Source organism: Streptomyces sp. BK022 (genome assembly GCF_004217355.1).
Taxonomy (GTDB): domain Bacteria; phylum Actinomycetota; class Actinomycetes; order Streptomycetales; family Streptomycetaceae; genus Streptomyces; species Streptomyces griseoluteus.
Map to the genome: position 1 here is coordinate 1,293,312 of NZ_SHKU01000001.1, position 12,176 is coordinate 1,305,487.

General features: G+C 71.0%; 11 protein-coding genes. 5 read left to right on the forward strand and 6 right to left on the reverse strand.

Going from position 1 to position 12,176, the window contains the following annotated elements:
- The first annotated feature begins 73 nt into the window (after positions 1–73).
- Both EV284_RS05900 and EV284_RS05905 read left to right on the forward strand, forming a co-directional pair.
- Positions 74–445, forward strand: coding sequence for a helicase associated domain-containing protein (locus EV284_RS05900; protein ID WP_242625587.1), 372 nt, complete (start codon positions 74–76; stop codon positions 443–445).
- 65 nt (positions 446–510) lie between these two features.
- Positions 511–2,634 carry a HEAT repeat domain-containing protein gene (locus tag EV284_RS05905; protein ID WP_242625588.1) on the forward strand — a complete coding sequence of 708 codons (2,124 nt, stop codon included), beginning with the start codon at positions 511–513 and terminating at the stop codon, positions 2,632–2,634.
- Between the two features lie 94 nt (positions 2,635–2,728).
- Here the strand turns inward: EV284_RS05905 and EV284_RS05910 are convergent, their stop codons facing one another.
- Both EV284_RS05910 and EV284_RS05915 read right to left on the reverse strand, forming a co-directional pair.
- Positions 2,729–4,096, reverse strand: coding sequence for a Fic family protein (locus EV284_RS05910; protein WP_130331154.1), 1,368 nt, complete (start codon positions 4,094–4,096; stop codon positions 2,729–2,731).
- Positions 4,097–4,293: 197 nt separating this feature from the next.
- Positions 4,294–5,058, reverse strand: coding sequence for a hypothetical protein (locus tag EV284_RS05915; RefSeq protein ID WP_347402174.1), 765 nt, complete (start codon positions 5,056–5,058; stop codon positions 4,294–4,296).
- Between the two features lie 366 nt (positions 5,059–5,424).
- Between EV284_RS05915 and EV284_RS05920 the strand changes: the two genes are divergently transcribed.
- Positions 5,425–6,795: a hypothetical protein gene (locus EV284_RS05920; RefSeq protein ID WP_130330882.1), complete on the forward strand. Its 1,371-nt coding sequence runs from the start codon at positions 5,425–5,427 to the stop codon at positions 6,793–6,795.
- A gap of 373 nt (positions 6,796–7,168) precedes the next feature.
- Here EV284_RS05920 and EV284_RS05925 read toward each other — a convergent pair whose 3' ends face one another.
- Entirely contained in the window at positions 7,169–8,302 is a 1,134-nt protein-coding gene (locus EV284_RS05925; protein WP_242625590.1) for a hypothetical protein, read from the reverse strand.
- A gap of 691 nt (positions 8,303–8,993) precedes the next feature.
- Between EV284_RS05925 and EV284_RS05930 the strand changes: the two genes are divergently transcribed.
- Together EV284_RS05930 and EV284_RS05935 are read left to right on the forward strand one after the other, a co-directional pair.
- On the forward strand, positions 8,994–9,791 hold the full coding sequence (locus EV284_RS05930; RefSeq protein ID WP_130330886.1) for a hypothetical protein: 798 nt from the start codon (positions 8,994–8,996) through the stop codon (positions 9,789–9,791).
- 148 nt (positions 9,792–9,939) lie between these two features.
- Entirely contained in the window at positions 9,940–10,167 is a 228-nt protein-coding gene (locus EV284_RS05935; protein ID WP_130330887.1) for a hypothetical protein, read from the forward strand.
- A gap of 122 nt (positions 10,168–10,289) precedes the next feature.
- Here EV284_RS05935 and EV284_RS05940 read toward each other — a convergent pair whose 3' ends face one another.
- The 3 genes from EV284_RS05940 to EV284_RS05950 form a co-directional block, all read right to left on the reverse strand.
- Positions 10,290–11,117: a sugar nucleotide-binding protein gene (locus EV284_RS05940; protein WP_130330889.1), complete on the reverse strand. Its 828-nt coding sequence runs from the start codon at positions 11,115–11,117 to the stop codon at positions 10,290–10,292.
- An 83-nt stretch (positions 11,118–11,200) separates the two neighbouring features.
- Positions 11,201–11,851, reverse strand: a complete 651-nt coding sequence (locus tag EV284_RS05945; protein WP_130330891.1) for a hypothetical protein — start codon at positions 11,849–11,851, stop codon at positions 11,201–11,203.
- Positions 11,848–12,069: a hypothetical protein gene (locus EV284_RS05950; RefSeq protein WP_130330893.1), complete on the reverse strand. Its 222-nt coding sequence runs from the start codon at positions 12,067–12,069 to the stop codon at positions 11,848–11,850. Before EV284_RS05950 ends, EV284_RS05945 begins: the two co-directional genes overlap by 4 nt.
- Between the last annotated feature and the right edge of the window lie 107 nt (positions 12,070–12,176).

Below are 12,176 nucleotides of genomic sequence, written 5' to 3' on the forward strand. Positions count from 1 at the left end.
CCACCTCCTGCGCGCCCACCTCGCCACCGGCGCCGACCCCGCCACCCTCCCCCGTGACACCGTCCTCGCCGGCGTGAAGATCGGCTCCTGGCTGGGGCACCAGCTCACCACCTGGTCGGCCCTCGCTTACGGCCAGCAACAACTGATGACCGCGCTCGACCTCACCCCCGAGGCGAACCCGCTGGCTCCCGCCCGCCGTACTCGCCGAACGTTCGAGGAGACCGTCCAGCTACTGGAGCTTTTCCTGCACCGCGAGGGCCGCATCCCTGCCGCCCGGGAGACCATCCGCGTCGACGGCGACACCGTCAAACTCGGCGCTTGGCTGGCCAAGGCCCGCCACCGGCACCGCGCCGACCAGCTCCCCGACCATCACGTACGCCTGGTCGCCGCCCTGTTCGAGGGGGACTGGACGGCCGAGGACGCCGTGCCGGCCGTCCTGGTGTAGACGCTCTACCGTGGGCGGGCATGAGCACGCGGGCCTTGTCAGTGCCGCCTGGCATGGTTCTGATCATGTTCGACGGACTTCATGACATCGACTGGGCGTCGATGGAGCACGCGTACGGCTCGGCCGAGGAGGTACCGGCGCTGCTCACGGCGCTGCGCTCCCCGGACGCCGAGGAACGCCGCAAGGCCCTCGACCGCTTCTACAGCGCGGTCCACCACCAGGGCAGTGTCTACCCACCCACGGCAGCCAGCCTGCCCTTCCTGTTCGAGCTGGCCAAAGGCAGCGCCACGCCCGATCGGGCCGCCGTCGTCGCGCTGATGGTCAGCATCGGCCGGGAGTCCCTCGACCGGGGCTTTGAGGACGACGGCACCGAGATCGAGTACTACCCCCCGACGGGCTGCGCGCAGGCCGTTGCCTTCCTGCGCGAGCGGGGTGCGCAGTTCGCCGAACTCGCCCGCGACCCCGACCCGGACGTTCGCCTGGCCACGATTGCCGGGCTCGGGCTCTTCCTCGACGACGCCGACCAAGCCATCGCCACGCTGCGCGGGCGGCTGGCCGCCGAGAAAGGTATCGCGGCGCGGCTTCGGATCGTGGAGGCGGCGGCCACCCTGGCACTGCGCCTGCCGACCGCGTCGCAGCAGGTGAGGGACTGGCTCGCTGATCTCGCCGCCGACCCGGTCCAGGGTCCGGCGACCCGGCTCGGCGCCCTTGTCCAGCGGGCCCGCTGTGCGCCCGACGAGATCGGCGAGGGCGTCGTACCGGCCGCCGTCGGCTTGCTGCGCGAGACCGTCCGAGCCATAGCCGTGCGGCCCATTGCATCGGGCCCGAGCCGCCCGGCGGCACCCAGGGACGGCGTTGCGCCCCAGATCGTCGCCGCCTTCGAGGATCTCGACCGGCACACGCGCGTGTACGCACCGACCACGGCCCTGCTGCGGACGTTCCACGAAGCCCTGGGCGCCCGGGTGGCCGAGCGCACCACGGTGCTGGCGGAGCAACTGAGCAGCCCCGACCCCGGCTCCCGCCTGGACGCGGTCCGCATGAGCGGGGAGCTGATGCGCACCTGGCGCGGGGACCACACCCGGCTCCTGATGCTGGTCGCCGACCAGCTCGCCACGGCCGACCAGGAGGTCGCCGCCGAGGCCGCGACCGTCCTGGCCTCCTGCCACCCGATCGCCGCCCCAGCCCGGGAGGCACTCGCCGCGCACATCGGCACCCACCGCGCGGCGCACGGCCCACACGTATGGGCCGCACCGCAGGCGCCGCTGCGCAGAACCCACCAGGAAGCCGTCCGGGCCCTGGCGCGCCTCGGCGACAGGCGAGCGCTGCCGAGTCTGCTGGCCGCGCTGGACAGCGACATCGACGCATGGCGTGCGATCCAGGTCGCAGGTCATCTGCCACAGGCAGCGGACCAGTTGGTGCCACGGCTCTGCGACCACCTGCGCCGGATCGACCTCTCCCAGCAGTCGACCGAGATGAGCGCCAACGTGATCCTCTCCGCCCTGACCGCGCTGGGCGACCCGGCCGCGGTTCCGGAGGTCGTGGACACGCTCGGCGCCGCGATGGGCCATGAGCAGCACCGCGTCACGAAATCAGCCCTGAAGGCACTGCGGGCGTTCGGCTCAGCCGCGGCCGGCGCCAAGGGCACGATCCGATCGCTGACCACCGCCACCGACGCGCACGTACGGCCTGCCGCCGTCGCCGCGCTGTGGGCCGTCGGCAGTGACCTGGCCGAGGTCATGCCGCTCCTGCTCGATCTCCTCGACGACCGCATCACCTTCCGGATCAGCGACGCGGCTGACCTGCTCGGCGAGATAGGCCCGCCCGCCGCCGCCGCACTTCCGCGCCTGCGGGACCTTCTGACGCACGACTACGAATGGGTCCGGGTGCACTGCGCGGCCGCACTCTGGGAGATCGGTGGCGAGACCGAAGCGGCGGCCGTCCTGGACGCCCTGCTGCAGGCCATGGCCAAGAACCCCGCGACCTCCAACCACGTCGTGGCCTGCCTGGACAGCATGGGCCCCCTCGCGGCACCCGCCCTGCCTCTGCTCCGCGAGCAACTGGCCCAGCCCCGGCGCGGTGGCAGGTTCCAGAGCATCGAGCACGACGAGGAACTCCAGCGGGTCGGCTGCATCCTCATTGCCCGGCTCGATCCTTCACGGCCCGAAGCCCCCGCTCCGCGAACAGTTTGAGGCTGCGCGCTACCCCTCCGCCACCGGCTCGTCGGACTCGGACATGGACGGCCCCGCGACACTTAAGGGGGCCGGTCGCCGGCCCTTAAGCCTCTCAGGGAGTCGGGTTGGTGGTTCGTCGTCGGGTTTCGCGCAGGTGGAAGTCGATGTACCGGGCGAGGATCAGTGCGTCTTGCGGGTCGTCGGCGTGGAAGGAGACCCGGCGTAGCAGTTGCACGCTGTCGAGTGCGACGTCTTCGCGGGCGAGGACGAAGAGGAGGGTGAGGAGGGCGGAGCGGGCGTTGCCGTCGTCGAAGGGGTGGAAGAAGCAGACGTCGAGGAAGGCGCGTGCGGCCCGGGCGGTCAGCGGGAGGGGACGTATGGCGTCCTTGGCGCTCTCGGCGAGGCAGGCGTCGAGACGTGCGCGGGTGTCCGGGGCGATGCCGTAGCGCTCCCGGCCGTACTTGGCGAAGGCGGGCAGGCCGCGCAAGGGCGGCAGGCCGGGCGTGGCCAGGACGTGTTGCTGCCAGCGCTGGATGAGGGCGAAGTCCAGCCGGGCTCCGCGCGCGGCGTCGGCCCGCATCAGTTCCAGGGCGGTGAGCAGGCCCTGTCCGCGGGCGGGGTCCAGGACGGCGTCGAAGGTGCGGATCTCCTCCGCCATTCCGTCACAGGACGGTGTCACCGGTGCGTCCCCGGTGCTGTCGGCGGCCTCATGCCACGGCACGGCGTCCCGCACGGCGAGCCAGCGCTTCAGGTGGTCGGGTAGCGGCGACGCACAGACTCGAGCGGCCGCGTCCGGCCGTACGGCGTCCGCGATGCGTTCGGCGATGTCCTCGACCAGCACCGGGTCGGGACCGGTCCAGCTTTCGAACCGGCCGCCGATCGCCTGCTCCACGAGGCGCTCGGCGTCGTCGGCCGGGACACCCCAGCGGCTGAGGAACCAGCTCAGTACCTGATGGCAGTGCGCGTACCAGCCGCTGCCGCAGCCGGTGCGGTCGGTGACGTGCAGGATCAGGTTGCGGGCGGTGCGGTCCCACAGGATCCGCTGGTCGTCGATGTCGGCCAGGCTTAGCGGGTAGGCCTCGAACCGTGCGGCCAGGCTCTCCAGCCACTCCCGCCACTCGCACAGTGCTGCGGTCACCTGGTCGAGGGTCTCGTCCGGGGTGGTGACCGAGTACTGGGGGCGGCTCCAGCTGCCGACCGGCCCTCCGTCGAAGTCCCCTTCGTCGTGCGCCCAGCGCCAGCCGGCGACCCAGCGACCGTAGTGCTCGGCCAGCGCGTGGGTCATGGCGTCGGCCCAGGGCCCGGCCTCCTCCCAGCCCCAGTCGTGCACGGCGCGGTCACCCGGCGGGACGTCGGGGCGTGGGGGCACCCGCCCGGCCGGTCCGAGCGATCTGACCACCCGTGCCGCTGACTCGCTGTCGAAAGGATGACGGGCGGGGTCCACCTCGTCCCAGGTCAGATCGCGGGGCGACAGCTCCATGAACACCGCGCAAGTCTCTTGCCTCACCGACACCGGTTCAACCCGATTACCGAACCGCGCCGGAACACCTGCCAGGGCGCATCGGGTACGTCGGGCGTACGGTTATGCGCGCGCAGCCTGTGCGGGCGGCGGCCGATGCGGCTGCTGTTTCGGACCTGCCGTTTCGGCAGCGCGGTAGGCGTGCCGCGCCCGGGTGTTCACGTCCACGCGATGTTGAACAGTGCGTATTCGAGTAGGTCGGGTGAGGCGTCGGACGGCCAGCCGTCGGTGGACGCTGCCTGGTGGGCGGCGGCGTGCATGAAGGAGAGGTAGACCTGGTAGCGGTGGGGTGACCAGTCCTGGTCTCTCCAGACCCAGCGGGCCATCGAGCCGTCGGGGTCGTGGCCCGTTTCCCGGCCGACCGTTGAGGCCAGGGACCGCATGCGGTGGGCCAGGACGCGGTCGAGGATGAGCGGCTGGGGGCCGTTCGCCGGCGGGACTGTCTTGCCGGCGAAGTAGAGGAACTTGGTGAAGAAGGACGGCCCAAGCTGGGGAACGCGGCCGCGGAGTGCCGCGTAGGCGGCTTGTGCGCTGTGCTCGCTCAGTGCGGTGACCGCACTGGCCAGCACCGCTTCCAGGCTGTCCGCGGTCAGGATCGTTCGCAGCGTGGCCGGTCCGCTGCCGCCGGGGGAGCCGCTCTTCCCCTTCCCCCACACATAGGTGGCCACCAGGGCCTCTGTGAAGGCTTCGCGCCGCAGTGCGTCCTCGACGATTGATGTCACCTGCGCCCGGCTGACTGCGGCGTCGCCGGCGCCTGAAGGGGAGGCCAGGGCTGGGGGCCAGGGCGTGATCTGTGCCCACCGGCCGGGTGCGTAGGGGACCGTGTGCGCGCCGGGCGTATTGTCGGGGAGCCTTGCAGCGTTCTGACCCCACCACCGGGCCAGCGCCCGCAGAACCTCATCGGGCAGAAGGTGCTTGGCCATCTCTCGGTCCACCGCATCCGCCCGGTCCTGTCTGCTCACAGCCCGCCCCCGTCGATCCTGGCTCCCGCCCTTGCCGCCTGCACTTCACGCGCAGGACAAGGACTAGAAGATATCCCCATTGCAGTCCTGCGTCCCGGGCCCATGGACGTTGTGCGTTGGGTTGGCGGGCCCTGGCTCCGCAGTCCGGGATGAGCGGCGTCGGGGCGTCCAGCGTTCGAAGGCGTCGGCTCTGTTGAGGACGTCTGTGTCGCCGCTGCGGGAATCTGTCTCGAATTCGCTGTGTCGATCTGCTTTCCAGTCGTGTACTACTGCGCATCAGCAGTGCTGTAGCTAAGTACAGCAGTTGAGTTGAGGAGGGGGAGCACGTTGGTCTACGACATTCGCCCGCTCGCGAACGGCCTGCGGACGGACCACCCGGTGCCCGGTCTGCCGTTCGTCGACGACTCGCACCTGCCGCTCGACGACGGCCCCGAAGCCATCGAGGCGGTCGGCCGCAACAAGGGCGAAGGCATGTGGGGCCGCTGCGACACCTCCCACGCAGGAGGCTGGCTGGCCTTCACCACCGACCCCATCGCCCACCACCTGGGCTGGGCCGTGCGCCACCATCCCGAGCACGGCCGCACCGTCCTCCTCCTCCGCGACGAGGACACCGCAAGCCTGCACACCTACTGGTCCGGCGCGCCGCTCATGTTCCGGGCCGGCGGCTACTGGTGGGACGGTGACACCTGGTATCGGCCCGGCCAGATCTGGGACCCGGTCACCGAGGACTACGCACGCCACACGGCACGCGCCACCGCCACCGTCCACGCCGCCGACCTGCTCGACGGCCACGCCCACCCCGACCGCGCCCACCTGCACAAGGTCGCCACCTTCGATCCGGCCACCGCCAAGCCGGAGAACTGGATCGACGACCTGACCCGGTGGGCGCAGCGCCACCAGAAGCAGGACGACCCCCGGCCGCTGGCGCGGTGCGTCGTCGACCTGGCCAGTCCCGAACTCGCCGGGGACCGGCTGCTCGGCGTGCCCGAGATGGCCGCACTGGGCGGCATCACGGCCTCCACCCTGCGCGGCTACATCTCCCGCGGCGAGAACGACATCCCCCTGCCCCAGGCGACCGTCGGCGGCCGCGCACAGTGGTCCCGCCCGGTCGCCGAAGACTGGGCCGAAGCCCGGCGCCGCTCCTCCGAGGGGCTGAAGGAGGCCATGTCGGCCGGCGACCGCCACCGTCTCGCCCCGGGGGCCGCCCAGATCCGCGACCGGCTCAGCGAGACCTTCTTCCGCCTGCTGTGGAAGCGCCCCGACACCCGCAAGCGCTGGGCGCTGCGCCACCGCAACGAGCCGAGCGTGCGGGAAGTAGCCGACCAGCTCGCCTTCGAAGTCGCCGACAGCCTCCGGCAGATCATCCCCACCGACGCCCTCGGACCGACCCTCCGCCACGCCGTCCTGGAGGACTTCACCACCTCGCTGCGCACCGCCAAACGCCGGGGCGGTGAGCTCAAGGGCTTCGACCTCATCCTGTCGCTGCCCCTGGCGAAGATGATCAGCTGGTTCATCCAGCACTTCCCGACCTCGGCCCATTGGTACCTCGGCGAAGTCATGAGCGAGGCGGACAAGCAGCTCGGCATCCCCGCCCAGGTGTCCGGCGAAGCGCTACGGCGGTCCGCGATCACGAACGGGGACCTCGACACACAGGCAGCGAAGGAGTTCTTCTCCCGCCTCGTGCCGAGGGAGAGCTGAGACCACCGGTGGACACCGGGACCTCGTCTCCGGCGCAACCCCACGTTCCACGCCTGGTACGCATCACATGCAGGCAGAGGGACGCCGTCACCGCTTGGTTCCCCCCACACACCGCCCCGGCCCTCGGGTCTCCCTGACACGCTACTGGCCGCAAACCGAAGCAACGCAGGGACACCGCAGACCCGTTGACACCGGGCCTGTACCTGACGGGACCGGTCCGAAGCGGACCGGTCCCGCCGCATACCCTCTCCCGGCGCCCGGCCTCCAGGCACGGCGGGCTCCTCACCGGCTGCCTTCGAACAGCAACGCTTCCGATCAGCGGGCGAATGAGCATGGCCTCCACGGCACGGCCCCGCAGCGAGACGACATCGATCTACAAGGCCGGTTTCCGGTGCCGGGCGAGGAGTTCGGTGAAGAAGTCCGCCACCATCTGTTCGGCGTGGGGCTGGGTGAGTTCCCAGCCGCCGAAGCGGTAGATCTCGTATCCGGCCAGCCCCAGCCGGCGGTCTTCGGCGACCATCTCCGCGTACAGCCGCGTTACGGCGGTGTGCGTGATCCGCCCCTCGTCGGGTGGGTTGGGGCGGCCGTAGTGCTGGACGCCGTCGACCTCGATGACGACGCGGGCCCGGTCGGGGGCCAGGAGCAGGAAGTCCATGCGCTGACGGGGCAGCGCGCCGGACTGCTTGCCGCTGCGGCGGGTGTAGGGGTCGTAGTGGAGGTAGACCTGCGGGATCAGCGCGGGCAGGTCGAAGCCGCCGTCCTCGGCGTAGCGGGCGCAGTACGTCCGCATCACCAGCTGCTCGGGCACGGAGTCCAGCGACCGGTACAGGCGCCGGTACAGACCGCTCGCGGCGGTCTTCTCATCGGTGTCCGGCTGGTGGTTCGCCGTCCACCAGGCGACCATCTGCCGCCAGGTAAGGCCCTGCGGCGGCAGCGGATCGGTGAACACCAGGCAGGTGTGCGCGTTGCGGACGATCTCCACGTCGTTGTTCACCGCGTCCCGCAGCACCATTTCGGGCTTTTCACCGTCGGCGGCGAAGATCAGGTTCTTGAAGCTGCCCGCCGGACCGTTGCGGAACCGGCTCTCGTACTCCAGCTCCTGCAGTTCCTCCAGCGCGTCCCTGGTCGGGCCGAGGATCTTCTCCACGCAGTCCCGGCGGGCTTTCCAGCTGCCGCTCATATCGTGGTCGCGCCAGTACGAGCCGAAGCCGCGCGGGCCGTCGAATGTCCTGAACGGCCACGCTGGCGGCTTGAGAGCGAGACGCTCGATCACGGCGCGGTGGGCCTTGATGACGACGGGCACGGTGTCGTTGTTCAGGTGCCTGTCCCGGCCGTCGGTCCCGTAGGAGACGAAGTCGTCGTACAGGAGCCGGGTCAGCGCGATCGCCACGTCCAGGTCGGTGTGACCGTCCGGAGGACCGAACCGCAGCGACTCGATCAGCCCGATGTGGAGCACCCACGACTCGCCCCATTCGTCGCCGCTGCTGAAGAACGCTCCCAGCTCCACATCCCACCCCCGTCTGTGATTCTTCCTGGACATCGTCGACCGGCGGCCAGCACGGCCACCAGATGGCGTCCGGCCGGGTGTTCTACGCTCCTGCGGGCCGAGGTCTCGCACCCAGTGGCTCATACGCCCGAGACCGGCCTACGGGCCCAGGTGGTGGCCCGAGCGGCTGCGCCCCGTCTTGTAGTCGAGCAGCACCTTCCCTACGGCACGGTCGAGTTCAACAACGACCGGACGGTCTGGTCATCCTGGAGACGCGCCTCGACCGGCCCGTCCGCTCAGCCGCCGTACCTCCGTCTGCGCCTTTCCGGGTGCGGAACGCCCTCGGGGACCGAGCGGTGCCTGAAAGGCGCTCAGAGGGCCGATTGCGGCCACGCGTCGTGGGCTTCACGCAACGTGCCCGGCCTCGCAGAGGGACGACGGCCGAGAAGCGAAGTGGTCGGTCACGTCCGCCGACGTGCCATGACGGCGCTGGCCGGGCATCCGGGTCGTGGAGCCGAGGCGTCCGCCGTCCCAGACATCGGATCTTCCAGTCGACCTTTCACCTGGATCTCCCACTTGGATCTGCCACATGGTTCTCTCATCGGCTCTCTCATGCACCCGCTGGGACGTCCATGGTCAGCCGCTACCTCATCAGGCTTTCAGACGCTCAAACGTTTGGGGCTGGAGGGCCCAGATGGCTACCTTCTGCTGCGTGAAGACGACGACGCCCGCCGAGCGGGACATGCAGGAGACCGCGACCGGGCGGGACACGCGTACGGCGGTCCTCGCCCGTGCGATCCGGGCCAACGTGCCGCTGCGCAAGACCTTCGTCCAGGCGAACAAGGGAGCCGCCAGCCGCCACGGGCCCCTGAAGGACTTCGTGAACGGGAGGGACCTGCGGGGACTCAAGGCCTACCTGATCATCGTGGCCGCGTGCAGCAACGGGGACAACGGCTGGTCGACCACGCACGACAGCGCGGTGTGGGCGCGGCTGATGGACATCCACGAGACCGCGACCGACCAGTCCGCCCGCACCGGTGCGTGGCGGGCCCTGCGTCGGCTGCAGGCGCGCAAGCTGATCGAGTGCAGCCGCAGCGGAACCATGATCACGGTCACTCTCCTGCGCGAGGACGGTACCGGGAAGCCCTACAACCGCCCCGTGGGCGACACGGAGGAAAACCGCTTCCTGCAGATCCCGACCACGTTCTGGACGCAGGGCCGTGACGAGAACCTGGACCTGCCGGGCCTGGCCCTGTTCTTGGTCGTCGCCCGTGAGAAGAACTGGTCGCCCTTCCCCGCGGAGAAAGCCCCCGAGTGGTACGGCTGGTCCCCTGACACCCACGAACGCGGGCTGAAGAAGCTCGTCGCCCTCGGGCTCGTCGAGCGACGCGAGCACCGCACCAAAGCCCCGCTCTCCCCGCTCGGCTTCACCCTGGTCCATCAGTACCAGCGCACCGCCATCACACGGCCGCGCAAGCCCAGGAAGAAGACCGCGCCCGCCGGGCAGTGACCCCGGCCGAGCTGCGGGCCTTGACCCCGCCGTCTCGCACCCAGCTGTCCGCCTGGCACCCCGCGACGCCAAGAAGGGGGTGCGGGCCACTGATGCCCCGCGTCCCGCCTGCGGACCGTTCCGCAGGCATCCCAGAGAGGAAACCCGCATGTCCACCGGTACCAACCAGCCCCAGCAGCCGCCGGCCGCGCCGCCCCCGGCCACGGACCCCGTGCTGCTCCTGGTGCTGGGGATCGTCATCGCCCTCGTTCTGGGCGCCACGCTCTACCTGTGCCTGGCCCACCCCTCGTTGACCGGGCCGATCGGGGCGGTGGGCGGGGTGGCCTCGGCGCTGATCGCCGCGCTCGCCGTGGCGTTCGCCCTCCGTCGGCGCTGACGACCGGCGGGCTCCGCCGCGATGCTCAACTAAAACCCTTCCCGGCAAGACCCGCCGGTGCCGGACGGCACCGGCGGGCCGCGCTCCGGCACGCGGACGTGCACGGGAGCCGGGCGGGGTGGTCATGCTGGTGTGGTGCAGAACTGGTGGGCACCGCGCAGCGTGGTGCGTAGTTTCCGCTGGGTGGCTCGGCTGTCGAGGCGTACGTCGAGGGCGCCGGGAAGGGTGCTGCGGGAGCGCAGGCCTGTGGGGAGCCGGGAGGCGTCCAGGCCGTCACGTGTGGCGATGAGGATGCCGAGCTCGTGACGGCTCACAGGGTCGGGCCCTGCGAGGTGGTGGACGCCGGCCGTGTCGCCGCACGCGAGTTCCAGGAGGGCGGCGGCCAGGTCGGCGACGCGTACCGGGCAGCGGATGTCGTCGGTGAACAGGGCGCCGTCGCGGGTACCGGCGGCCAGTTCGTGCACGATGCGCTCGTGCACGGAATCGCCGTTGCCGATGATCAGCGACGTGCGGGCGACGACGGCCTGCGGATGCACGAGGAGGATCCCGGTCTCCGCTGCCGCCTTTGCCGCCCCGTACGGGGTGACGGGGTCAGGCAGGCATGACTCGTCGTAGTGGACGCGGGCGCCGGAGAACACCGCGTCGCTGGACACGTGGACCAGGCGGCTTCCGTACTTCGCCGCCGCCATCGCCAGCCGGACGGCCCCCTGCGCCGTCACCGCCCAGTCGGCGTCGCCGCTCGACGCGTTGACGACGAGATCCGCGCCGACTTCGGCCATGACGGCCTCCACCCGGGCGGCGTTCCGCAGGTCAAGCGGGTACCAGGCGGCGTGGGAAGCGGTGCCGGGCCTGGTCGCGTAGGTCGCGGCCGTTGCGTGACCGGCCCTGGCTGCCTGCCGGACCAACTCGGCGCCCAGGAAGCCGCTTCCGCCGATGATCAAGACCGTCATGACGTGACACGGTAAACCGTTCCGGCCCGTACCGGGCACGGCACCACAGAAGGGCGAGCCGGAGACGGGACTGCAGAACGCTACTAACGCGGCCGTGAAGATGGGTCCGGTGACGGCCGCGGGCCGTTGGTGTCCTGGGTGGTGGCGGTGCGGCGGGCGCGGGCCCGGTCGGCGAGCTCGTGGAGGTGGCCGATCCATGCCTGCATGAACGCCTTCGGTCCCTCCTCCTTGGCACCGGGCAGCCGCAGCAGCCCCCCGGTGCCGGCCTGTTCGGCCAGCACCGACTCCAACCAGCCAGCGAGCGCGGCGATCTCGGGGGCAAGGCACATGGTCAGGGCCTGCACGATGCCCGACGGGTTGATCATCATCGGCACCATCTGGGCCGCGATCAGGGAGAAGCCGGACTCCTCCAGCACCGCCCGCAGGCGGCCGAGGGCGGGGTTGTCGGGCATCCCGAGCCCGTGCATCACATAGAGGCCACCGATCCCCGCCAGCACCGCAGCGGCGTGGCGCGCGGCGGCCATCTCCTCGGGACCGGCCGCCTGGAGCAGGCCGAGCGGGTCGACGGCCCCGGCTCGGATCCACCCGTCGAACTCGCCCGCCTCCTCGGCCCGCCGCGCATCTGCGGCGACGCCGGTCCAGTCGAAGCCGGGCATGAGGGTGGCGAGCGCGTCGACGAGCCGCTCGCCGCCGACTTCGCCCGCGCCCATGGCCGTGGCCGCGACCATGCTCACCGCCCCGCCCCGCGCCGCCGTCGGCGGTCCTCACCCTGGTCGAGCTCGGCGTCCGGATCCTCCAGGACCCGCCGCATCACCTCGGGGTGCACAGGTCCGGCGGGCCCGCGCCCCACCACCCGCCCTGCCTCGGTGTAGAAGACGTCCTGCTCCACCTCACTCCCGCGGGCCGCCGTACGGGCCGACTCGACCAGGCGCTGCGCCGTCGAGCGCCGCATCGCCCACACCAGTGTGGGTTCTCACCTCGTCTCAGGTGCCTGAGATTGTCCGCCGCTCCGTCGACTTGAGTACCTGCCCGTGTATGAGATTGATCTTGACTTCGCTT

Coding starts and splice junctions, on each gene's coding strand:
- EV284_RS05905 (WP_242625588.1), top strand. CDS start 511: ATGTTCGACGGACTTCATGACATCGACTGGGCGTCGATGGAGCACGCG.
- EV284_RS05910 (WP_130331154.1), bottom strand. CDS start 4,096: ATGGAGCTGTCGCCCCGCGATCTGACCTGGGACGAGGTGGACCCCGCC.
- EV284_RS05915 (WP_347402174.1), bottom strand. CDS start 5,058: ATGGCCAAGCACCTTCTGCCCGATGAGGTTCTGCGGGCGCTGGCCCGG.
- EV284_RS05935 (WP_130330887.1), top strand. CDS start 9,940: ATGTCCACCGGTACCAACCAGCCCCAGCAGCCGCCGGCCGCGCCGCCC.
- EV284_RS05940 (WP_130330889.1), bottom strand. CDS start 11,117: ATGACGGTCTTGATCATCGGCGGAAGCGGCTTCCTGGGCGCCGAGTTG.
- EV284_RS05950 (WP_130330893.1), bottom strand. CDS start 12,069: ATGCGGCGCTCGACGGCGCAGCGCCTGGTCGAGTCGGCCCGTACGGCG.